The 22,330-nt window shown below is 70.7% G+C and carries 21 protein-coding genes and 1 pseudogene; 14 read left to right on the top strand and 8 right to left on the bottom strand.

Annotated elements, in window-relative coordinates; genetic code table 11:
- Positions 1-113 precede the first annotated feature (113 nt).
- Positions 114-1,622, top strand: coding sequence for an MFS transporter (locus AB0D99_RS16950; protein WP_362361867.1), 1,509 nt, complete (start codon positions 114-116; stop codon positions 1,620-1,622).
- A 32-nt stretch (positions 1,623-1,654) separates the two neighbouring features.
- On the opposite strand, the gene AB0D99_RS16945 is transcribed toward AB0D99_RS16950, so the two are convergent.
- The gene (locus AB0D99_RS16945; protein ID WP_362361798.1) at positions 1,655-2,812 is read right to left on the bottom strand and encodes an aromatic ring-hydroxylating dioxygenase subunit alpha; all 1,158 of its coding nucleotides are present in this window, start codon (positions 2,810-2,812) and stop codon (positions 1,655-1,657) included.
- 196 nt (positions 2,813-3,008) lie between these two features.
- Entirely contained in the window at positions 3,009-3,581 is a 573-nt protein-coding gene (locus tag AB0D99_RS16940) for a GNAT family N-acetyltransferase (RefSeq protein ID WP_362361795.1), read from the bottom strand.
- A gap of 222 nt (positions 3,582-3,803) precedes the next feature.
- Here AB0D99_RS16940 and AB0D99_RS16935 point away from each other — a divergent pair, with 222 nt between their 5' ends.
- From AB0D99_RS16935 to AB0D99_RS16925, 3 genes are read left to right on the top strand one after another with little or no spacing between them, the layout of a single operon-like run.
- Positions 3,804-6,176 (top strand): helix-turn-helix domain-containing protein, encoded by a 2,373-nt coding sequence (locus AB0D99_RS16935; protein ID WP_362361792.1) that lies wholly within the window; start codon positions 3,804-3,806, stop codon positions 6,174-6,176.
- An 8-nt stretch (positions 6,177-6,184) separates the two neighbouring features.
- Positions 6,185-6,745: an XRE family transcriptional regulator gene (locus AB0D99_RS16930; protein ID WP_362361789.1), complete on the top strand. Its 561-nt coding sequence runs from the start codon at positions 6,185-6,187 to the stop codon at positions 6,743-6,745.
- 28 nt (positions 6,746-6,773) lie between these two features.
- Positions 6,774-9,434, top strand: coding sequence for a Helicase associated domain protein (locus AB0D99_RS16925; protein WP_362361786.1), 2,661 nt, complete (start codon positions 6,774-6,776; stop codon positions 9,432-9,434).
- Between the two features lie 186 nt (positions 9,435-9,620).
- Here AB0D99_RS16925 and AB0D99_RS16920 read toward each other — a convergent pair whose 3' ends face one another.
- Positions 9,621-9,914, bottom strand: coding sequence for a hypothetical protein (locus tag AB0D99_RS16920; protein WP_362361783.1), 294 nt, complete (start codon positions 9,912-9,914; stop codon positions 9,621-9,623).
- A gap of 360 nt (positions 9,915-10,274) precedes the next feature.
- On the opposite strand from AB0D99_RS16920, the gene AB0D99_RS16915 reads away from it, so the two are divergent.
- The gene (locus AB0D99_RS16915) at positions 10,275-10,691 is read left to right on the top strand and encodes a helix-turn-helix domain-containing protein (RefSeq protein WP_362361780.1); all 417 of its coding nucleotides are present in this window, start codon (positions 10,275-10,277) and stop codon (positions 10,689-10,691) included.
- A 106-nt stretch (positions 10,692-10,797) separates the two neighbouring features.
- Here AB0D99_RS16915 and AB0D99_RS16910 read toward each other — a convergent pair whose 3' ends face one another.
- On the bottom strand, positions 10,798-11,376 hold the full coding sequence (locus tag AB0D99_RS16910) for a maleylpyruvate isomerase N-terminal domain-containing protein (protein ID WP_362361777.1): 579 nt from the start codon (positions 11,374-11,376) through the stop codon (positions 10,798-10,800).
- Between the two features lie 898 nt (positions 11,377-12,274).
- On the opposite strand from AB0D99_RS16910, the gene AB0D99_RS16905 reads away from it, so the two are divergent.
- Together AB0D99_RS16905 and AB0D99_RS16900 are read left to right on the top strand one after the other, a co-directional pair.
- Entirely contained in the window at positions 12,275-12,526 is a 252-nt protein-coding gene (locus tag AB0D99_RS16905) for a hypothetical protein (RefSeq protein ID WP_362361774.1), read from the top strand.
- Between the two features lie 186 nt (positions 12,527-12,712).
- Positions 12,713-12,961 carry a hypothetical protein gene (locus AB0D99_RS16900; protein ID WP_362361771.1) on the top strand — a complete coding sequence of 83 codons (249 nt, stop codon included), beginning with the start codon at positions 12,713-12,715 and terminating at the stop codon, positions 12,959-12,961.
- A 53-nt stretch (positions 12,962-13,014) separates the two neighbouring features.
- On the opposite strand, the pseudogene AB0D99_RS16895 reads toward AB0D99_RS16900, so the two are convergent.
- Positions 13,015-13,822 (bottom strand): annotated as a pseudogene (locus tag AB0D99_RS16895) (transposase family protein).
- A gap of 167 nt (positions 13,823-13,989) precedes the next feature.
- Entirely contained in the window at positions 13,990-14,370 is a 381-nt protein-coding gene (locus AB0D99_RS16890; protein ID WP_362361768.1) for a hypothetical protein, read from the bottom strand.
- Positions 14,371-14,962: 592 nt separating this feature from the next.
- On the opposite strand from AB0D99_RS16890, the gene AB0D99_RS16885 reads away from it, so the two are divergent.
- Both AB0D99_RS16885 and AB0D99_RS16880 read left to right on the top strand, forming a co-directional pair.
- A complete protein-coding gene (locus AB0D99_RS16885) occupies positions 14,963-16,051 on the top strand; it encodes a hypothetical protein (protein WP_362361765.1) in 1,089 nt (362 codons plus the stop codon).
- A gap of 145 nt (positions 16,052-16,196) precedes the next feature.
- The gene (locus tag AB0D99_RS16880) at positions 16,197-16,811 is read left to right on the top strand and encodes an NAD(P)H-dependent oxidoreductase (protein WP_362361762.1); all 615 of its coding nucleotides are present in this window, start codon (positions 16,197-16,199) and stop codon (positions 16,809-16,811) included.
- Between the two features lie 337 nt (positions 16,812-17,148).
- On the opposite strand, the gene AB0D99_RS16875 is transcribed toward AB0D99_RS16880, so the two are convergent.
- Positions 17,149-18,015 carry a PhzF family phenazine biosynthesis isomerase gene (locus tag AB0D99_RS16875; RefSeq protein WP_362361759.1) on the bottom strand — a complete coding sequence of 289 codons (867 nt, stop codon included), beginning with the start codon at positions 18,013-18,015 and terminating at the stop codon, positions 17,149-17,151.
- 219 nt (positions 18,016-18,234) lie between these two features.
- Between AB0D99_RS16875 and AB0D99_RS16870 the strand changes: the two genes are divergently transcribed.
- From AB0D99_RS16870 to AB0D99_RS16850, 5 genes are all read left to right on the top strand, one after another.
- Positions 18,235-19,050, top strand: coding sequence for a class I SAM-dependent methyltransferase (locus AB0D99_RS16870; RefSeq protein WP_362361756.1), 816 nt, complete (start codon positions 18,235-18,237; stop codon positions 19,048-19,050).
- A gap of 56 nt (positions 19,051-19,106) precedes the next feature.
- Complete coding sequence (locus AB0D99_RS16865) at positions 19,107-19,709, top strand: hypothetical protein (protein ID WP_362361753.1); 603 nt, start codon at positions 19,107-19,109, stop codon at positions 19,707-19,709.
- A 160-nt stretch (positions 19,710-19,869) separates the two neighbouring features.
- The gene (locus AB0D99_RS16860; RefSeq protein WP_362361750.1) at positions 19,870-20,343 is read left to right on the top strand and encodes a GNAT family N-acetyltransferase; all 474 of its coding nucleotides are present in this window, start codon (positions 19,870-19,872) and stop codon (positions 20,341-20,343) included.
- Between the two features lie 242 nt (positions 20,344-20,585).
- Positions 20,586-21,074 (top strand): carboxymuconolactone decarboxylase family protein, encoded by a 489-nt coding sequence (locus tag AB0D99_RS16855; RefSeq protein WP_362361747.1) that lies wholly within the window; start codon positions 20,586-20,588, stop codon positions 21,072-21,074.
- 142 nt (positions 21,075-21,216) lie between these two features.
- Positions 21,217-21,501, top strand: a complete 285-nt coding sequence (locus AB0D99_RS16850) for an antibiotic biosynthesis monooxygenase (protein WP_362361744.1) — start codon at positions 21,217-21,219, stop codon at positions 21,499-21,501.
- Positions 21,502-21,601: 100 nt separating this feature from the next.
- Here the strand turns inward: AB0D99_RS16850 and AB0D99_RS16845 are convergent, their stop codons facing one another.
- Entirely contained in the window at positions 21,602-22,246 is a 645-nt protein-coding gene (locus AB0D99_RS16845; RefSeq protein ID WP_362361864.1) for a DNA alkylation repair protein, read from the bottom strand.
- Positions 22,247-22,330 lie beyond the last annotated feature (84 nt).

Here is a 22,330-nt window from a genome sequence, read left to right as displayed (position 1 = left end):
CGCGTGCCACGGTGCGGGGAGATCATCCCTCCATGGTTGGTACTTCCCCGCAGTCCGAGCCGCCCGGAGCCGAGACCGCACAGGCGCCGCGCCAGAAGCTCGCCCTCGCTGCCATGCTGTTCGCGGTGTCGATGACCTTCATCGACCAGACCATCGTCTCCATCGCGGCCCCGAGCATCACCGACGAGCTCGGCCTGTCCGCCTCGGCCATGCAGTGGGTGGTCAACGCCTACCTGCTCTCCCTCGCCGCCTTCTTCGCCCTCGGCGGACGGCTCTCCGACCTCTTCGGACATCGTCGGATCATGCTGCTGGGCACCCTGCTCTTCGTCGTCTCGTCCGTGCTGTGCGGCTGTGTGCCGGCCGGTGACTTCGCGCAGACCTGGCTGATCATCTTCCGCGCCACCCAGGGTCTGGGCGCGGCCCTGATGTTCCCCGCCGCGCTGGCCGTCGTCGTGGCCGTCTTCCCGGTCGACCGGCGCGGCCGGGCCCTCGCCCTCTTCTTCGGACTGTCGGGCGCCCTGACCGCCATCGGTCCCCTGCTGGGCGGCTGGCTGACCCAGTGGACCTGGCGGGCGATCTTCTGGGTCAACGTGCCGGTCGCCGTCGTCGCGATCGTGCTCACCGTGATGGCCCGGATCCCAGAGAAGCGCCGTGGGGAACGGCTGGACGTCGTCGGCGCCGTCCTCGTCGCCGCCGGCATGGGCCTGAGCGTGCTCGGCTTCCAGCAGGCGTCGGCCTGGGGCTGGAGCAGTGTCGCCACCTGGGTCTGCATCGTCGGCGGTCTCGTGATTCTGCTGCTGTGCTTCGGCTACGAGAAGCGCACCCCGCACCCGCTGATCAATCTCGACGTCTTCCGGGACCGGGCCTTCACGGTCGACAGCCTCGTGCTGTTCTTCGCGATGCTGGCCTTCGTGCCGGTGTTCTTCTTCGCGTCCGTGTACGCCCAGGTCTCGCTGAGTGCCTCGCCGAACCAGGCCGCGCTGTTCCTGCTGTACTTCTTCATCGGCTTCGGCATCGCCTCCCAGTGGGGCGGGAAGATCCTCGACAAGCGCGGCGCCCGGCCGGCCATGAAGATCGGCTGCGCGCTCGGCGCGGTCGGCTTCTTCCTCTGGGCCCAGAAGCTCACCGACCTGTCGATGCACGACCAGTGGCCGTACGCCGCCCTGGCCGGTGCCGGTATCGGCTTCCTGCTCGCCCCCGCCTCCACCGACGCCGTCAACCGCTCCATCGGTGCCTCGTACGGCGAGGTCACCGGGATCACGCAGACGATCCGCAACTACGCGGCCGCCGTCGGCATGGCCGTCTTCGGCACCGTCCTGACCCATGTCTCCACCGACCGGATCACCAGCACGCTCCAGGACCGCGGCCTGCCTCCGGCGGAGGCCGAGGCGACCGCCGGCCACGTGGCCGAGGCGATCACCGGCCCCCCGGACGGCCGGCCGCCCACCGGCGACGGGCCGGTCGCGCGGGCCCTGCAGGGTGCGGGCGACGCGATCCGCATGGACTTCGCGGAGGCCAACCAATGGGTCTTCTACGGCATGGCGATCGCCCTGGCCATCGCGTTCCTGTGCGCGCTGGCGCACCCCGGAACCCGGGTCACCGACCAGGCACCGCAGGGCTGACCGCTCGGCGCGACGCGAGCCTCGCCGACGCCTCAGCCACGGGCGGGAGGCGACGAGAGTCCCGCGGCGCCTCCGCATGCCCCCGGGGTGGCCGCGGGTGCCGGGCGGAGGGGAACCCCGTTGGACCGCAGCATGTCGCGGAGGTGCAGGATCAGAGGGAACACCTCCTGGTTCCAGTCCGCTCCCTGCTCGTCCCACGCGCGCTGTTCCGCCTCGACGGCCATCCGGTCCTCGGCGAAGACCCGCTCGGTGAACCGCCGGATCAAGGGCCACGCGAGATGAAGGGCGCCCGGGAGGGACGGCTTGGCGATCGAGAGCAGCCCGAAGGTGTGGTTCACGCGCTGCTCGGCGTCCTGGGGAACGTAGGCCGCCCACAGCGAGAACGCCGGGAGCGTCGCGTTCTCGGGGACCGCTTGCAGCGTCTGGTACGGGTACTGGGAGCGGACGGTGATCACGTCGGGCGTCGAGCCGCCGCTCATCCCCTCGGCGGACAGCAGACCCGCGCCACGGTCCTTCCGTCCCCCGCCCGGTACGAAGAGGTACCGGGCCTCGACGAAGTCCGGTCCCGTCTCGTACCCGAGAAGCTTCGGCTGGATCCTGCCGAGCACCCCCCGGTGCAGGAACTGATGGTTCATGTCCAGCAGGTTCTCGTGCATGAACGTGTAGTGGCAGTGCACGGTGCGGGAGAAGGTCATGGTCCGGTGGCCGGGCGAATGGAACGCCGGCAGCTCGGGGAGCCCGGACCCGAACGCCTTCTCCGGATCCCCGGGAAAGACGAAGACGAGGCCGTACGCCTCACGGACCGGATAGGCGCGCACCCCGCGCGGCGGCCGGTCCGCCCCCTTCGGCAGATAGGGGATCTGCGAGATGCGGCCGTTCCCCCGATAGGTCCAGGCGTGATAGCAGCAACGCAACGCCTCGCCCTCCACGACGCCCATGCTCAGCGGTACCTGGCGGTGCGCGCACCGGTCCTCCAGGGCGTAGACCGTCCCGCCCTCACCGCGGTACAGGGCGATCCGCTCACCCGCGAACACGGCGGGGAACGTCCCTCCCTTGGGCACGCTTCCCGACACGGCCACCGGGTACCAGAAGTCCGGATCGATGCCCGTGCGCCGAAGATCGGCGACCTCACCTGGGCTGAGATCCGCCGCCGTCGTCCCGTCACCGTTGTCGGTTCGGGCCTCGGTCATGTGCTGCTCCCTCGCAGGCCGATGGGGGAGAACCCGAGCTGCTCGTCGCGTGGTCGGCCGCCTTGACCGGACGGGCGAGGGCCGTTCTGAGCACCGGGCGAACTCCTCGCTCAGGCTCTTGCCTTCCCCGGAGCCACGCCGGGCAGGCTCCCCCCACCGAGTGACGCGCGCTCCGGCGCCCCGGCGGCCACGGTGGTCAGCGCAGGTCCAACCGCATCAGGACGCGCGGATATCCGGCGAGCACCGACGTGGTGTCGGCGGCATGGGTGAAGCCGGCCCGCTCGAAGTTCTTCCTGATCCCCGCGTACGCCATCGTCATGTCGACCCGCGCGCCGCCGCTGTCGATCGGGTACGCCTCGATCACCGGCGCGCCCTCGGCGCGCGCGAACTCCACCGCGCCGGCGATGAGCGCGTGGGAGACGCCGCTCTTGCGGTGACCCGGCCGCACGCGGATGCACCACAGTGACCAGACCGGCAGATCGTCGACATGGGGGATGCGGCGGCTGCGGGCGAAGGAGGTGTCCGAGCGCGGAGCCACCGCGGCCCAGCCGACCGGCTCGTCGCCGTCGTACGCGAGCACACCGGGCGGAACCCGGCCGCGGCACAGCTCGGCGACGTACTCGCCACGCGCCGGCCCCCGCAGCTCCTGGTTGAGCTTGGACGGGATCCGATAGCTCAGGCACCAGCAGACATTGGCTCCGGCCGACTTCGGTCCGATCACGGCCCGGACATCCTCGAAGACCGAAGCAGGTCGCACCTCGATCGCCATGGGCACCACGATGCCACGCCCCACCCGACGACGCCGCCCGATGGACGAAGACGCCTCGCCCCGTCCTCGACGACGCGGCGGCCCCGGCCGGCCTCAGCGGCTTCGCCGTGCGGCGCGGCAGTCACCCAAGCGGCGACGGTACGCGGTCAGTACGCGTTTCGTACGCTGGATGTACGGGCTCCGTACGGTTCGCGGACTAAGGTGTCCGCTGGAGGTGGTCCCTTGTCCGAGCTGTTCGACGCGATCGACGCCCTGCTCGCGTCCCGCGCCACACTGCCGCCGCCGGAGGAGCGCCGACGTCTCCGCAAGGCCCACGGCCTGACGGTCGACGAGGTGGCCGGAGCGCTCAAGGTGCGGCGCGCCACGGTCAGCGGCTGGGAGTCCGGCAAGACGGAGCCGCGGCCGCCGGAGCGCGACGCCTACGCACGCCTGCTCGACGGGCTCGCGAAGCTCTACCCGGCCGACACCGACGCCAACTCCGACACGCCCGCCCAGGACACGGCGGTGCGCGGAGAGTCCACCGGAGCGCCGCACCAGGCTGCGGCGGAACCGCCGCCCCTGCCCGCCCCGCTCGCCGCCCCGCCCGCGCCCGAAAAGGTCTCCCCACCCGCCTCCGTCCCTGCCTCGCCCGCCCCGCGAGCGACGCGGCCCTCCTCCGCGGCCCCGCCCCACCCTGTCCCCGGCTCCCGGCCCCCGGCCCTGTCCGCCGAGCGGAACGCCCCGTCCCGCCCCGCCGACACCCTCACCGCGCCGACGGAGGCGTCGAGTCCGGCGCCCGCCCCACGGCAGCCCTCCACCCCTCACCGGTCGAGCGGGCGGAAGGCCGGGCGGGGCAGCACCGCGCCCCAGCCGCGCGGCGCCGACCCCCGCTTCGCGAACGGCCCGCTCGCCGTCGTCGACATCGACGACGACGGGCAGGCGCTGGCGTACTGCGTGGGCGGTCTCGTCCTGGACATCCCCGCCGCCTCGCTTCCCGCGCTGGTGGAGTGGACGCTGACCGAGGCACGGCTCGGCGCCCCGAGGCTGCACGGCGCGGGCAGGGACGCCGACCCGCTGCTCGTCCTCACCGGGGCCGCCTGCGAGCGCTTCGGGCTGCCGCCACGGCTGACCCCGGAGGAGCGTCTCGACGGGCGGCTGCCGGAGGACCACCGGGCCGTCGAGCAGTTGGCGGGGGCCGAGTGGCTGCTGACCCGACGCGGACTCGGCCCGTGGGCCTGGATCTACCGCCCCGCCCAGGGAGGCCGGCGCCAGTGCGTGCAGCTGTGCATCCCGTCCTGGGACGCGCTCGACGCCCGCCACTGGCACGGCGCCGCCGACCTTCCCCCGGCGGAACTCGCCCGGCTCCTCGGGACGTACGCCTCGCGGGTGCTGACGCCCCGCGGCACCACGGCCGTGACCGGGCTCGAACTCATGACCGCCCTGCGCCCGCCCACCAGGGCCGGAGCGCCGGACGAGACCGGCAGACGGCACAGCGAGCACAACCCCGGCTCGCTCGGCAGGGACGCGATCGACTGCGCGCCGTGCGAGGCACCCGACGGCCACCCGCTCCTCGCGGACCTCCCGCGCTTCCACCAGCGGGGACCGGCCGAGATGCTGCTGGAGGAGGCGTACGACTGGACGCGTCCGCTCACGGACGCCGAGTGCATGCGGCGTCATCTCGTCGGCATCGACGTGAACATGGCCTTCGCCGCCGCCTCGAACGGCGCGATCGTCGGCCTCGCCCAACCGCCGGTCCATGTGACGGGACCGCGGTTCGACGCGAAGGTGCCCGGAGCGTGGCTGGTCGACCTGTCACACGTCGACCTGTCCCGGGTGAAGGTCGGCAAGCAGTGGCACACCCTCGTAGCCGACCAGCTCCCCAGCCCGTTCACGCCCTCCGGTGAGCGCCCCGACGGCCCCGCCTGGTACGCCACCCCCACCGTCGCCTACGCGGTCGAACTCGGCTACGACGTCGCCCCCGCCGAGGCATGGATCCGCCCGGAGAGCGGCCGCTTCCTCGACGACTGGTACAAGCGGCTGCGGGACGCGTACGTCGCCACCATGGCCGACCTCGGGGTGACCGAGGACCTCGGACCGGCCGAACTGCTCGCGGCGATGGACGACCACAAGCGGCGCGATCCCGGGGCGGCGATCGTGGTGTCCGCGATCAAGGCCACGGTGAAGGGCGGCATCGGCAAGCTCCGCGAACGTCCGCGGGGAGACGGCTGGCGCCCCGGACAGCCGTGGCCGGCGCTCGCCCGCCCGACCTGGCGCCCCGACATCCGCGCCGCGGTCATCTCCCGTGCCCGGGTGGGCATGCACCGGAAGATCGTCGCGCTCGCCGCCGCGACCGGCCGCTACCCGGTGGCGGTCCTGTCGGACTGCGCGGTCTACGCCGCCGACGGACCGAGCCCCCTGGACGTCCTGCCGTACGACACCGACGGCAGGACGGTGCCGGGCAGCTTCCGGATCGGCGTCTCCCCGGGGATGGTCAAGCACGAGGGCACCCAGAGCGTGCTGTGGGCCGAGGGCCTCCGCGAGGAGTACGGCCAGGAGCTCAACCTGGCCCGGTACATCAAGACCGGCGACATCGCCGCCCAGGACACGGGGGAGTAGGAGCAGCGATGGCGACATCGGTCGGCGAAGGTCTCGACAGGGTGCTGGAGCAGGCGATCACCCGCCCCGTCCCGAAGAGCGCGGGCGCGCAGATGCGTTATCTGGTCAAGCAGCTGAAGGGCACGAAGGCCGCCGCCCAGTTGCTCGGGATCAGCCGGCGCACCGTCGAGCGGTACGTCAAGGACCAGATCAGAAGCCCCCGCCCCGAACTCGCCGGCCGCATGGACGCGGAGGTGAGAAGGCGGTGGCAGCCGCAGGTACGGGCGAAAGCCCGGAAGGCGGCGTCCAGTACGAACGGGATCATCGTCGACGTGCGGGCCCGCCTGGGCTACAGCGCCCCGGTCGGCACCACCGACGAGGCCCGGATGCGACACCTCACGGTGGCGCTGCCGCCCCGGTTCGCCGCTCGCCTCTTCGACGCCCAGGAACAGGGAGCGTCCGACGCCCAGTTGCGGAAGATCGCGGCAGAGGGGCTGAAGGAGGTGTACTTCCAGAACCGCGGCACCCGCGCCGGCAGCCTGGAGGAGGTGCACATGCTCGACGTGCAGAACATCGAGTTCGGTCTCTAGAGCGGGGAGAAGAGCACAGGTGCCGGGTATGCAGCTCCGCGAGCACCAGGTCGAAGGGCTGGCCCGCATCCGCCGGTGGGCAGGCTTCCCGGCCAGGTCGGCCGTGCGGCCCGCGGGGGAGCGGGCGACGTTCGTGTCCGCCACCGGGTCGGGCAAGACGATCACCGCGGCCTCGGCGGCCCTGTCCTGCTTTCCCGGCGGCCGGATCCTCGTCATGGTGCCCACGCTCGACCTCCTGGTGCAGACCGCCCGGGCATGGCGCCGCGTCGGCCACGACGGCCCCATGGTGGCGGTGTGCTCGCTGGAGAAGGACGACGTCCTGGAACGGCTCGGCGTGCGGTCGACGACCCATCCGATCCAGCTCGCCCTGTGGGCCGGAACGGGTCCGGTCGTCGTGTTCGCCACGTACGCCTCGCTGGTGGACCGGGACGACCCGCGCGACCCGTCGGGGCGCGCCAAGGTCCGAGGGCCGCTCGAAGCGGCGCTCGCGGGCGGGGAGCGCCTGTACGGACAGACGATGGCCCGGTTCGACCTCGCCGTCGTCGACGAGGCGCACGGCACCGCGGGAGACCTCGGACGACCCTGGTCCGCGATCCACGACCAGGCCCGCATCCCCGCCGACTTCCGCCTCTACCTGACCGCGACTCCGCGCGTCCTCGCCGCTGCCCGGCCGCGCGACGGCGGGCAGGAGCCCGAGATCGCCTCCATGGTCTCCGACCCGGACGGCCCGTACGGAGAGTGGATCCACGAACTCGGTCTCTCGGAGGCCATCGAGCGCGAGATCCTCGCCGGATTCGAGATCGACGTGATCGAGATCCGCGACCCGGAGCCCCTCGCGGGACAGCCCGCCGGCCCGGGCGCGGGCGGCCCCGAACCCTCCGAGGACGCGTTGCGCGGCCGTCGCCTCGCCCTGCTGCAGACCGCGCTCCTCGAACACGCCGCGCGCCACGACCTGAAGACCGTGATGACGTTCCATCACCGGGTCGAGGAGGCGGCCGCGTTCGCCGACAAGCTGCCCGAGACCGCCGCGCAGCTGTACGCGACCGAGGCGTCCGACCGGTTCCTCCGGGACGCGGCCGCGCTGCCGCCGTCGTCGATCGGAGCGCAGCCGTACGCGCTGGAGCCCTACCGGCACGTGCCACCCGGCCGCGTGTGGTCGGCCTGGCTGTGCGGGGACCACCTCGTCAGCGAGCGCCGCGAGACCCTGCGGCAGTTCGCCGACGGCGTCGACGCCGACGGGACCGGGGTCCACCGCGCCTTCCTCGCCTCCGTACGCGTCCTCGGCGAAGGCGTCGACATCGTCGGCGAACGCGGGGTCCAGGCGGTCTGCTTCGCGGACACCCGCGGCTCACAGATCGAGATCGTCCAGAACATCGGCCGCGCCCTGCGACCCCATCCCGACGGAACCGCCAAGACCGCCCGCATCATCGTCCCGGTCTTCCTCGAAGCGGGCGAAGACCCCGAGGACATGGTCGCCTCCGCTTCGTACGCCCCTCTCGTCGCGGTGCTCCAGGGCCTGCGCTCCCACGACGAGCACCTCGTCGAACAACTCGCCTCCCGCGCCCTCACCCGTGCGCCCAGGGAGCGACTCCACCACCTCGTCCGGGACGCCGACGGCCGGATCATCCGCGCCGAAGGAGACGGGGAGGCGGACGGAGGACGGGAGTTCGTGGAGTCGGCGCTGCTGCACTTCTCCAGCCCCCGAGACCCGGCCACCGTCTCCGCGTTCCTCCGCAGCCGCGTCTACCGGCCCGAGTCCCTCGTGTGGCTGGAGGGCTACCAGGCGCTGCGACGGTGGCGCGAGCGGCAGGAGGTCGAGGGACTGTACGCGGTCCCGTACGACACCGAGGTCGAGCTCGGCGTCACCCGCTTCCCCCTCGGCCGCTGGGTCCACCAGCAGCGCAGGTCCCTGCGTGCCGGCGAACTCGACGCGTACCGCAAGGAACTCCTCGACGAGGCGGGGATGGTGTGGGAGCCGGGCGAGGAGGCGTGGGAGACCAAGCTCGCGAAGCTGCGCTCCTACCGCCGCGCCCACGGGCACCTCGCCCCCCGGCAGGACGCCCGCTGGGGGGAGAGCGACGCGGACGCGTTCGCGATCGGTCAGTTCGTCGCCAACCTCCGCCGCGCGGGCGGCCTCGGCAGGAACCCCGAACGCGCCGCGGCACGCGCCGCGCACCTGCGCGCGATCGACCCGGACTGGGCGTGCCCCTGGCCGCTGGACTGGCAACGCCACCAACGGGTCCTGGCCGACCTCGTCGACGCGGACGGTGTCCTGCCGTCGATCGCGCCCGGCGTCCTCTTCGACGGCGACGACCTCGGCCGGTGGATCGAACGACAGGTCCATGCCTGGCCGGAACTCTCCGCGGAGCAGCGGGACCGGCTCACCGCGCTGGGTATCGAGCCCGCCGAGCGGCCCGCGCCGGACTCGTCCGACAGGGGTGGCGGCACGGGGCGGACGAAGGCGTCGGCGGCGTTCCTGCGGGGCGTCGCGGCGCTCGCGCAGTACGTCGCCAGGGAAGGGACGCACCGCGTCCCACGCGGCCACATCGAGGAACTGGCCCTCGAAGGGCGGGTGGAGCCGCTGCCCGTGAAGCTGGGAGTCTGGGTCACCAACACCAAGACCCGCCGCGACAGGCTCACTCGGGAACAGCGCGCCGCGCTCGCCGAGCTCGGCGTGGAATGGGCGTGACACGACAACCGCTCGACATCGCGGTCCCGGCTTTTCGCCCTCCTGCCCGGGTCTGTTCACTCGGATGAACGTCCGCGGGCCGTGGTCCACGCGCCGGGCACGCCCTGCTTCGACGGGGCATGGCCGTGCGCCGTCCCCGTACGGCACGGAGGGGGAACGTCGTCGACGGCCGGGGACCCCTTCCCCTCAGGCCGCGGCGCCCGGCGCCGAGGGGCTGGCCTCGGGCGCGGACGTCTGGGCGGGGCCGACGACGGTGAGGGGGATGCCCAGGTGCTCGCACAGCCGCCGGGCGCGTGTGAGCGCGCTGAGGGAGGCCGGCGAGGGGTCGAAGGTGGGCAGCTGGACGCGGACGTGGCGCGGGTGGTGGGCGTGGACGAGCGCCTCGGTTTCCAGGGAGGCCGCGGCTCGGGTGCTGATGTCGAGATCACGCAGCAGCGTCACGTGCAGGACGCCGTCCTCGATGGCGTACGTGATGAGCAAGACGGTCTCCTTCTGTGCCGCGTCCCTGCTGGGCGGGACGTTCCAGGCCCAACGGGGGCGGCCCGGCAGGGGGGCCACCGATCATTCTCCGGGGTCGGGCGCCCCTCCGCACGCTGCGGGACTCCGGGTACGGTGCGTGCCCCTCCCGGGGCGCAGGTCCGCGAAGGGATCCGGGCGGAACCGCGCATGCGGCCGAGGGGGTCGACGCAGGAGGAATCTCTGCCCGCACGAGTCCCCTGTGCGGGCACGTCGGAGTGCTCCCACCCGCCATGGTGCACGTAGCACTGATATACGTCAAGGAATACGTGAAAATCAGGACGTATGATGAATGATCCATCGCGACGCGGAGAGAGGTGCGGCATGGCAGATGGCGGTCGCCACCCTCCGAGCTGGACGTTCCTCACCCATCACGCGCGGGTCCTCCTCATGCTCTTCCGGGACCCCGGTGTCCGACTCAGGGACGTCGCGGCCGACTGCGGGGTGACGGAGCGAACCGTCCAGGCGATCGTCGCGGACCTGGAGGCGGAGGGTTACCTCACTCGCAGACGCGGCTCGGACGGCCGGCGCAACCAGTACGAGATCAATGGCAAGGCCCGGTTCCGCCACCCGGCCGAGGCGGGCCACGAGATCGCCGGCCTCCTGGCCCTGCTGTCCGCCCCTCCCCGGGCAGGCGACACCCCGCCGGCGCGCGAACGCCGTACCCCCGTCACGACGGGGAAGGGCCACGGAGAACCGCGCCGAAGGCCGGCGACGCGCCGACCCCGCGCCGCCGAGTGAGCCCGGCACGACGCGAAACCACGGGCGTTCACCCCGCGATGACCGCCGAACGGTTCCTGGCGCTGTGACCGCAGAGGCTCACAGAGGGGGAACGAGGTCGCACGACTCAGCCCGACAGAGCTGCTTTCCACTGCCACGACTCGACCCGGGTGCGACCCGCGAGATCACCCCGCCCGGTGCACCAGAGCAGGACCCTGGCAGGTTCGCCGGACGGGGCGTCCGGGAAGAGACGGCGCAGGACGGCGGCGGACAGCGAGGCCGGCGGAAGCCACGGAACCGCCAGTCCCTGAGTGATGTCATGGGTGTGCAGCAAGGCTTCGGCGACACCCATCGCGGCGAAGCCCGACACGTCGCACGGCCCCCAGTGCCAGGCCCGCATCCGAGGATCCGCCGCGGCCAGAGACCGGGCGAGCAGACTCCCGCACGCCTCGACCACGCTCAGTACCTCACGTGGACCGGCTTGCGGGCGGACGGCCAGGTCGAACGGCAGATAGGCATCGGCCGGCTGGGCCGCCACCTGTCCCGCGTACGCGATCAGGTCGTGCGCCACATGGACGGCTGTCGCCCGACAGTCCCACTCCAAGGAGCCCGCCGGCACCGACCAGTCCGCGTCGCACTGCGGCCGCAGCACGCCCAGCATCACGTCCACGGCCCGCTCCACGTCCCGGAAGCCCATGCTGCTCATCCCGCGAGAGTAGCCGCTGCCCCACCGGCCACCCATCTCGAGGAACGCTCCGGCACGGGAAGTCAGGAGGCCGAGCCCTGAGCGGGGCATTGCCAGTCGGCCGCGTCAATCGCGTTCCCCTCCGCGTCGCTGAGATGAAAGCAGTTGCCGTTGGTCCACACCGTGACCGAGTCGGGCCGATGGTCGACCTGGAATGGTTCGTCCCCACGTAGAGTCCCGGACCATGAACCATCTGCTGCGGCAGTGTGGGTGACAACAACGCACGTCTGCCTCGGGAGAAGCCGGTGAGTCTCCGCCCAGGGCTCCACGGTCAGCTCCAGCGCCGCCTCACCGCCGTTGCTGAGCAGCAGCCGCGCTGTTCTCCCGGTGGCCATTTCCGATATCCCGCCTTGAGTCCACGAACGATCCCACGTGCAACCCCGGATCCATCGGCACACGCGCCCAGATCATCACACGCGTGATGGTCTGGTCCGAGCGGCTTTCGTAGCCCGACTTATCAAACGGCCCTGCTGGGACAAAACGCGCATTGAGGAAACTTGCGCTCAAGTCCTGATCCCGAAACACCGGAGAACTCGATCGAAGCGCCGTCTGGAATTGTGCGATTCTTCTTCTCCTGGATGGTCCACCGAGAAGAATGTGATGACCCGCGACGACGCTCTCAAGCAGCTCAGCCCATATCGCACGCGAGAGGGCATTCGGTAGGCATGTCGGGTCTGACCGCCTCATCCAGGCTGGGCTGGACGCGCTGATTGCCGGACTCGAGAGTCCCTCCCTCGCCATGCTCGCCGGTCTCCTCCGGAGCGAAGAGCCCGAGGCCCCGTTCCTCTTCGACCAGGTCCTGGAGGGGTTGGGACTGCTCTTCCGTCCGCCCGCTGACACTCGGGCAGCGAAGTGGGCCATGGCCTTTTGGGTCGCCGATCGGATTGTTGACGGATCACTGGATCCAGCAGCCGGCACCCACCTCATCTGGGCGGATGTCGCGCATGACCTCGACTACCCGGTGGAACTCGAACCCCTTGTCCACTGCGCGCACAACTTGGATGGCTGGGATGCGAGTTGGGGAGTCTCCGTCGAGGCACTCAACCGGGAAGCAGTCGAGGCGGCGAAGCAGTTCCTCAGTCAGGTGCCGGAAGCCGCGCCGGGAGACTGAGCCCATCCCCCTTCAGACAGCTGCTGGTCAGCGCCATTCATGGGTATCCGATAGACCCTGGCTATGACGTTCCTGGCGGTGGTCGAGGGTGATACGGGCGGATGGCACGTCGATTGAGGTGCGCTGACTGAGGTGATCTGTGCCCGGTGGACTGAAGTCGAGATCGACTCGTCGGGCCGTAGTGCAGTGCGCAGCCTCATTTGGATATTCGATACGGATTCCGGCCTGGGCGAGGCCTATCTGCACGAGGACGGTACCTGCCTGTACATGGACGTGACGGAGAGCGACGCGATCTGGTTGACGATCGCCTTCCGCAGGCTGACACCCATCCATTGTGGCCTGGTGTTCTGTGAAGAGGGCTATTTCTTCGACGTGCGCGTGCCGGCCGGGACCACCGAGGGTGAACTGATGGCCCTGGTGAGTACTGCGCACTGAACTGCCGGTGTGGCCGCGCCAACAACCGTCCACCGAGGTTTTCTCAACGGTGATCACTTCCAGATTCCGTTGAGGACGAGGGCTGCTCGGACGATGTCGCCGATCCGGCCAGGGCTGAGCGTGATGTGCTGAAGGGCCCGCCACCGCTGCTTGAGCTCGGCGGCGGTCCGCTCGCCCAGAGCCCGCACGTGCCGCAGCAGGGTATTGAACATGCGGGTATCGGCGTGAAGTGCTCGTTCGGACTTGCCTCTTGGACGGCGGACCGGGATGCGGATGCCGACGCCCGCGCCCATGTAGTCCTTGTCCGTCAGGGTCGGAAGGCCCTCGGCCGCCGCCTTGTACAGCGCGGGAAGGGTGTGGATCCGGGCGGCGGTGATGTCGGGGACGCTGCCGGTTTCGACCTCGGAGACCCATAGCGGGATGCCGTCCGGAGCGGACAGGAACTGGATGGTGCCGCCGAACGCCTTGTGCTTCTGGCTGAACCACAGGCCGTTGCCGTTCTCGCGGACGCCGGCCACGTGGTCCGATTCGATCAGCGTGCCGTCGAGGATCACGTGCGTCATGCCCTCGCGCCGGCAGCAGGCGAGGACATCGTGCAGGTCGGAGGACTGCTCGGCGAGGACGTCGATACCCTCGTGAGATAGCGGTAGCCGGTGGCCTGGGAGACGCCGGCGTCACGGGCCAGGCAGTGCACGCAGCCGCGCTCACGGAACCAACGCAGCACCAGCACCGCCTGGCGGAACGGCCCGAGCGCGCGGGCCTTCTCGGGGTGCCGATCCGGCGCCGGTGAGCGGCCAGGTGGCAGGCGAGGAACTCGACGACGTGGCGCGGGACGTCGAGCGTGGCGCTATAGGTGACCAACGTGAAGCCTCTGGTCGTAACGGGCATGATCTTGGGCGGACCTGTCCTACCGGGGCCTTCACGGCTGTCCGCCGCCGGAACCCGCTTGCCCGATCCGCGCCGTTCAGCGTGGTTCACGCCGCTTCGCGAAGATCATTTCGCTGAGAAATCCTTAATGGTCACCGGGATCACTTGGGGGTTGCGGACGGAGAGGCGGTGAGGGGCTTGTCCCAGTCGATCTGGATCTGGTTGTGGTTGCTACGGCTCACCCAGCACGAGTAGTGCTTGGACACCGCGACGATCTGGGCGACCTGGATGGGGTTCAGCACGGGCTCCTGCGCGCCCTCGAAATCCGGCTCGCCGGCAACGTGCACGCGATAGCGCACGAAGTAGCTGAGATTGCCGCCCCTGATGTCGTTGCCCTCCTTGATGGAGCTCACCGTGATGGTGCAGGGGACCTCGTCCGGGCTGCCGGCCTCGGGTCCCTTCTCGTCGTCGACTCCGCAGGCACCGAGGAGCGGGCATATGGCTCCCACGGCGAGCAGGGACAGCAACTGACGTACACGCATCTCGTCTCCTCGTGGAGCCTCCGGCTTTGATCGCTCGTTGTCGACACCGCCGGGAAGGATCTTGGGGAGAACGAAGATAGCGCAGCGTCCCCGGACCTTTCGGCACGCCTGCGTCGTCGGCAGCTCGGTCCGGCATTCAACCTGGCCCGGCAGTTCGCCGATACCTGCCGTGGATGAATTCGGGAAACCCACCGAGCGAGGTTTCTCAACGGTGACCGCTTCCAAGTTCCGTCGAGGCTGCTGAGCCCGACACCGTTGCTTGAGCTCCGTGGCGGTCCGCTCGCCCGGCGCGCGATGGCGGAGATCATTTCGCTGAGAAACCTCACTGGCTTGAGACGCCGAGGGGCACGAGCAGCGCGACCCTGTCGAGCGATGTCGACCACGGATCGTCCGTCGGTCGCCACTCGCGCGGTGTCCACAGTCAATTGTTCATCCGGAGTCCGCGACTTACGGACGCCTGCTCCTCAGCTCGTGCTCCAGCTGCCGTAGTGGCCAAGGCTGGATACGTCGGACTTGACCGGCTGAACAGCGTTGCCACCGGCGTTGGTTGAGGCGGCCAGGATTGTCAGTGGCTGGTGACAGGATCGTCGGCATGGATTTCGTACGTACTACTCCGCCGCGGCCCGTGGACGTGACCGCGGTCTTTCCCGAGCTGGGGCCGTTGGCGCGTCCTGCGATCCGGCTGCACCCCCGCCCCGGGTCGCCTTCGGTCGGGGAGAGCTCGGTCGGAGGGCCGTTGCTGTGGCCGGCCGAGGAGCCGTGGCCGCACTGCGAAGCCTCGCACCTGCACCGTGACAGCGGGTTCCGCCGGTCGCCTGCCGACGTGCGGCTCATGAGGCGCAGGCAGGCCCGTTGGCACCTGGATCACGATGCTCGTGGTGGGACGACGGCGGAGGAGGAGGCGATCAAGGAGCGGAACGCCGCGCGTCTCGCGGAGCGACTCGACACCGGTCCTCCGCCCGCGGACTGCCCGGTTCCCATGCTGCCGGTGGCCCAACTGTATCTGCGCGACATACCTCTGATCCGACCGCCCGGACAGACCGATCTGCTCCAGGTCCTCTGGTGCCCCTACGACCACGATCCGCATCACAAGCCGTCGACCGCACTGTTCTGGCGGTCCGCCGCCGAGGTCGTCGACATCCTCGCCACACCGCCCGAACCGTACGAGGTGAACGACGACGGCTATCTGCCGGAGCCGTGCGTGCTCGCACCGGAAGCGATCACCGAGTACCCCAACAGCCTCGACATGAGCCCACAGATGCGGCTGACGGTGGAGGACGGGAGCAGATGGCAGGCGTCCGGCGTCGACATGGACGGCTCCGAACACGCGGACTGTCCGCGGGACTTCTACGACGTCCATCTGGCAGGCGCGCCCGGTTGGAAGATCGGCGGCTGGCCTCCGTGGGGCCGCACCGACCCCAACCCCCGACACTGCACTGTCTGTGACGCGCAGATGGTCCCTCTGCTGACCATCGCTTCCTACGAATGGGACGGCGGTGAGGGACACAGCTGGGCACCTCACGAAGAACAGGCAGCCGCGTACGCCGCCAACACCACCGGTCTCTGCTGTGGCCAGGACCCCTCGCAGCCGACCAAGGTCGAGGTCGGCAGCACCGACAACATGCAGATCTACGTCTGCCCGACCTCCCCCGAGCATCCGCACACCGACCTGATCCAATGAGCTGCCGAGACGTGCTGTTGGGGGGCGGTGTTCGACTGGTTGGGAAGCCGTGCGTTGAGCAACGAAGCCCCGTACGCAGGTGGTTGTGGCGGGCGCCGCTGCGCGATCATTAGGCTGTTCGCGGATCGGCGGTCAAGGGGTACCGATGTCTTCGGGGGATGAGCACATGCGCGTAGGGGTCTATCTCGCACACCCACGGCCCGGAAGCTTCAATCACGCCGTGTTCGAGGCTGTCGTGGGCGAACTGCGTGATCGCGGGTGCGAGGTGCTCGCGCACGACCTCTGTGCCGAGGGGTTCGCGCCCTCGCTGGCCGCCGACGAGACGCGGACCGTCCAACCGGTCCCGGATGCCGCGGACCCACAGGTGGCGCTGCACCGCGCGGAGGTGGCCACGCTCGACGCCATGGTGTTCGTGCACCCGAACTGGTGGGGCATGCCGCCCGCTGTCCTCACGGGCTGGGTGCAGCGCGTACTGGCGCCAGGCGTCGCGTACAAACTCGACACCGCGGAGGGTGAGCCCGCCGGGTTGCTGCATGCCGGTCGGGCCCTGGTCCTGAACACCTCGGACACTCCCGCGGACCGCGAGGAGAGCGAGTTCGGCGACCCGCTGGACAGGATCTGGTCGGCTTGCGTGCTGCCGTACGTGGGGGTCACCGACGTCCGGCGGGTCGTCTTCCGCACGGTCACGGATTCGACGGAGGAGGCACGCGCGACCTGGCTGAGGCAGGCGCGTGAGCAAGCCGCCGCGCTCCTGGACTGAGATCGGCGGGTCGAGCGGCAGGCCCGGTCGGTCGGCGACGGCCGGCTCCGCGGTCGATCTGCGGGCCGTCTCCGCCTGATCCCGGAGACGGCCCGCCACGAGGATCGGTTCGTACGTGTCGGGGGCGACCCCATGCTCAGCCGGTACGAGCGCCCTGCCCAAGGGGGACCGGGCACGGCCCCGCCAGCCGCGTATTCGCCCGGTGCGAGGGTCCCGGAGTCGATGAAGGTGCCGCCTTTGTGGCGGAGTTCGTTCCCCACGGGCCGCGGTCTGGAAGGCGGGCGAGGCGCGGCTCGCGTTCCAGACCGCGTGCGCGTTCGGCGCGTCCGTACGGTCCTCAGCCGATACGGGTCCCGGTTCCGCTCACCCGTACCCGGGCGTCGTCCTCGCGCAGTTCCACCGTCAGGACACCGGGGCGGCCCATGTCGGCGCCTTGGTGGAGGGTGAGGACCGACGAAGCCGGGACCAGGCCGAGTTCGCGGGCGTACGCGCCGAAGGCGCCGGCGGCCGCGCCGGTCGCCGGGTCCTCCACCACGCCGCCCACGGGGAAGGGGTCGCGCACATGGAAGACGGTTCCGGACTCACGCCACACCAGCTGAACGGTGGTCAGGTCCAGGCGGTGCATCAACGATTCGAGCCGCGCGAAGTCGTACGCGAGATCCGCGAGGCGCTCCCGGGTGGCCGCGCCGATGACGAGGTGGCGGGCGCCCGCGAAGGCGATGCGCGGCGGCAGGGCGGCGTCGAGGTCGGCAGCGGGCCAGTCGAGGGCGGCGAGAGCCTCCGTGAGGTCCGCGTCGCCGATCGCCTCGACGCGCGGTTCGACGGTCGTGAGGGTGGCACGCAAGCCCTCGGCCTCCTCGGTCACGCTCACCGGCACGTTCCCCGCGCGGGTGGCGAACAGCAGCTCGCCGGGGCCGATGCGCTCGCCGAGGGCGACCGCCGTCGCCACGGTGGCGTGACCGCAGAACGGCACCTCCGCCTTGGGGCTGAAGTACCGGATGGTGAAGGCCCGGTCGCTCGCGTCGCCGAGGTCCTCGGGAGGGGCGGTCAGGAACGCCGACTCGCTGTAGCCGAGGTCAGCGGCGATGGCGAGCATCGCGTGGTCGTCGAGTCCGGCGGCGTCGAGGACGACCCCGGCGGGGTTGCCGCCCTCGGGGTCGGAGGAGAACGCGGTGTAGCGCAGGACTGCGGGCTGTGTCGTCATGATCAGCGCAACTTCGGGGCCCCGCGGATTGTTCCCTCGCCCTCGCGAGCCGACGGTGCCTGCCCCCGACCTCGGCCTGGTGGGCAGCGCTCCGGCCGGGCCGACATTCGGTCAGGCCCGCGAGGTCGCCTTCCGGCGGAAGGCGTGGGGAGTGGTGGTGCCCGTACAGACCCTTCGTGAGGCGAGCCCGGCGGACCATGGGGCCGTTAGGCTGCGGCGATGGAACGCATGACCGACGTGCCCCAGAACAACGAGCCGGGTACGGATCGTGCCAGGGCGAACGACTACGACAGCTTCGCCGAGGCCTACGCGGCGGAGACCGAGAACAGCCTCGTGAACGCGTACTACGAGCGGCCCGCCATGCTGGCGCTCGCCGGAGACGTGGCCGGGCGCCGGATTCTGGACGCGGGCTGTGGCTCCGGCCCCCTGTCCGCCGCCCTGCGCGACCGCGGTGCGATCGTCACCGGCATCGACGTCAGCGCGGGGATGCTCGCGCTGGCCAGACGGCGACTCGGGGAGGACGCGGCCCTGCACCTCGTCGACCTGAACGACCCCCTGCCGTTCGACGACGGCGCCTTCGACGACGTCGTCGCGTCCCTCGTCCTGCACTACCTGGAGGACTGGGGACCGGCATTGGCGGAGTTGCGCCGGGTCCTCAGGCCCGGGGGGCGGCTGATCGCGTCCGTGGACCACCCGTTCGTCGCGTACACGATCCAGGATCCCCGGCCCGACTACTTCGCGACCACCAGCTATGCCTTCGACTGGACGTTCAACGGGCAGTCCGCCCCGATGCGGTTCTGGCGCAAGCCGCTGCACGCGATGACCGATGCCTTCACCGCCGCCGGATTCCGCCTCACGGTCATCGGCGAGCCGCAGCCCGATCCGGCCGCTCGCGAGCTGTTCCCCGACGGTTTCCGGGACCTTTCGAGCACGACCACGTTCCTCTTCTTCGTGGTGGAGGTACCACTCCCGGCCGCCGGCTCGGACGACCGGCGCGGAGCGGGTGCCGACCAAACGCCCGCCGGAGGCCGGTGATCCGCCCGCCGAAACCCGGTCGCCCCGAGCACGCCGGGCCTGGCAGGGTGGCCCTCATGAGTCCCGCGCCCGCCCGCCCCGAACCGGTCCGCCATCGCGACCGCGGCACCTGGCTGGTCCAGTTCACCGGTCGGATGCTCGTGGTCTGTCCGAAGTGTGGTGGTCGCGCGGTCGTCGTGCCGCTGCCCCGCCTCGCGGCGCCCAGGTACGTGAGCGAGCTGCTCGTCCAGCCCCGCCGCCTCAGTTGCGCCGGTTGCGGCGCGGTCGCCGAATGGACGGCCGAGCAGCGGGGTACCGGTCTCGTCGGCGCGGTCCCCGGCGGCACGGAGGACCCCTTCTTCCGGCGTCCGCTGTGGCTGCAGACCCGCTGCGCGGGACGCATCCTGTGGGCCTACGACGAGGAACACGTCGACGCCGTCGCCGCCTACGTGTCCGCCCGGCTGCGTGAACGCTCCGTGTCCCCGACACGGGGGATGTTCGCCCGGCTGCCGCGTTGGATGAAGTCCGCGGACCACCGTGACGAGGTGCTGGCCGGCCTGGAGAGCCTGAGGGCCCTCGCCGCGCGCACGGCCCCCGCCGACCGCTCCGACGCTTCCCACGAACGCGGCGACCGCCCACGCCACCACGGCTCCTTGTACTTCCGCGGCGGCCCGTACTAGGCCATGCGTCGGCGAGGACGGCGCCGGCCGGAGGAGGCGGCGCATGCGCCGTCCGGTCGCGACACGCCCCCGCCCTCGGCGCCGTCGCCGTCGACGAATGGCTGTCATCGGCAGGGACATCGACGCGCCCCGCCCTGTCCCACGAGCGAGGATCTCCCCCATGACCATGGATCTCACGGTGCGTTCGGCCCGACCCAGCGATGCCCGGGCCCTCGCCGCCATGCGGTGGACGTTCAGGAGGGAAGACGGTGAGGGGCAGACCCCCACCCCTGTTCCTCCCCTGGACGAGGCCGAGCGGTGGATTCGCGAACGGCTCGACGACGGGACCTGGTTGGCCTGGGTCGCGGAGACCGAGGGCGAGATCCGCGGTCACGTCTTCCTCTGTCTCGTGGAACGGATGCCCGAGCCCTACGCCGACAACAAACCCGTCGGCTATGTCACGAACTTCTTCGTCCTGCCCTCACATCGGAACCAAGGAGCCGGTTCCGCGCTCCTTGAGGCGCTGAAGCAGTACGCACGCACGGCCGGCATCGAGGGCTTGATCGTCTGGCCGTCGGAACGCAGCGCCCCGCTCTATCGTCGCTCCGGATTCCACCCTCCGGAGGAACTGTTGGAACTCCCCCTCGGAACCTGAGGGGATCCACCTTCGGCGAGCGCCCCGGAGAACCGCCGATCTCGACCGCGTCCGGACGAGGCGTACGAGCACCTGATGTCCCGGGCCACCGTCGTGCGCGACGACTGGATCATCCGGCGGACGCCGGTGTGCTCCGACGGAGACCGAAAAAGATTCCGGCGTTCCGGTCACATCTCCGTCAGGCGGTCCGTCAATGCGGTGAAGCCACCCACCAGGGCGGCCGAAGACGAAGGAGCACCATCATGACGAACCCCTCGATCTCCCGGATGGCGAACCCGACCGCGTTCGTACCGGAGCTCGGCGACGTCACCGCCGCCCTCTTCCGGGCCACGGGCAACCGGTCGGTACCCCGCGCCACGATGAACCTGATCCACCTGCGGGCCGGGCAGATCGTCGGCAACACCTACCTGACGATCCTGAACACCGGCTTCCTGCGCAAGGCCGGCGAGTCCGAGGAGCGCATCACCGCCGTCTCCTCCTGGCAGGACGCCCCGTACTTCACCGACGCCGAGCGCGCGGCCCTCGCCCTGGTCGAGGCCACGCTCCAGCCCGCCCCGCACGGGCGGGAGCGCGTCTCCGACGAGCTGTACGCCGAGGTGGCGAAGCACTACGACGAGAAGGCGCTGGCCACGCTCACCGTCGCGATCGGCCAGATCAACTTCTTCATCGCCCTGGCCGTCATCGGCAAGCCCCAGCCCGTCGCCTCCCTGGCGGACGAGCAGTGGGACTGACCCGGTCCGTCGCCGAGCACACGCGGTGGGGCCCGACGATGCCTGCCGGGGCCCGGGGGACGGAGATCCGTGGGTACGGGAGGCCGGTCCGGGGTTCCGCGACGGCGGCCCGTGTGGCAGCGTGGGCGTCGTGATCATCAGGATGAGTGAGGCCCGTGTACGCCCTGGTCGCTTCGAGGAGTTCCGCGACGTGATCCTCGACGCCGTGCGTGAATTCCCGCTTCTCCACCCGGGGTTGGTGGATCACGAGGTACTCGTCGCTCCGCCGGACGGACTGATCTACGTCAGTCGCTGGCGGAGCGAGGAAGACCTGGTCCGCTACGCCGGCGAGAACTGGCGTGACCAGCCGGTGGTGCTTCCCGGTGAGGAGGAGTACCTGGTGGCGCCCCTTCAGGTCCGGCACTTCACGATCGCTCCGTTGACCTGACCTGACCTGACCTGACCTGACCCGATCGGGCCGGGCCTGACCTGACAGGGCCTGACCTGACCCGGTCGGGCCCGATCCCCCGTCCCGGCGCCGGCCCGCCCTACGTCGTCTGCTTCCGGCGCACCATCTCGGCGATCCACTCGGGTGCGAACGGAGACGTGCAGTTCGGGGGAGTGGGGTAGTCCTTGAGCACTTCCAGGCGCTCGCCGATCCCGATCGCGCGGGCGCGGTGTTCGGCGTGCTCGATCCCGATCTGGGCCAGACAGTGGTTCATCGCCCACTGCAGACGGTCCGGGGCGTCCTTCATCTGCGCCTCGATGACATCGAGCAGCAGGGGAAGGTCGAGGCCGTCGGGCTTCTTCGCCACGCGCTCGGTGGTCAGTGCCCAGCCCGCGCTCGCGACCACGGGATCAGGGTCCGCGGACCAGGCCACGCGCAGTTCTTCGGAGGCCGGGTTCTTCTTCACCACGTAGTTCACGAGCCAGTCGTGCACCTTGGGAGCGCGGGCCTCCCGCAGCATGGTGTCCAGCTCGTTCCGCTCGAACGCCTTCGGGCGGCAGACGAGCAGGGCCAGGAGCCTCGCCGCGGTGTCATCCGTCTCCCAGAGTTCACGGGCGAGGTCCTGCTGTGTCCTGAGCTGCTTCGCGAGCGCGCGGAGCTTGCCGAGGTTCACGCCGTGATCGTCACCGCGCTTCTCGTTGGCCGCCCGCATCTTCGGGTCCTCGAGCACGGCCAAATCGGCCATGACCTGCGTCACGGTGGTCTCGGTCACGTCGGTCTCCTGTCCGTCGAGCTGGCATCCAGCCTAGGGCCGACGCTGCGCACGAAG

Source organism: Streptomyces sp. NPDC047971 (genome assembly GCF_040653355.1).
GTDB lineage: Bacteria > Actinomycetota > Actinomycetes > Streptomycetales > Streptomycetaceae > Streptomyces.
Note: the sequence above shows the minus strand (reverse complement) of the source record. Positions and strands in the feature narration are given on the sequence as shown.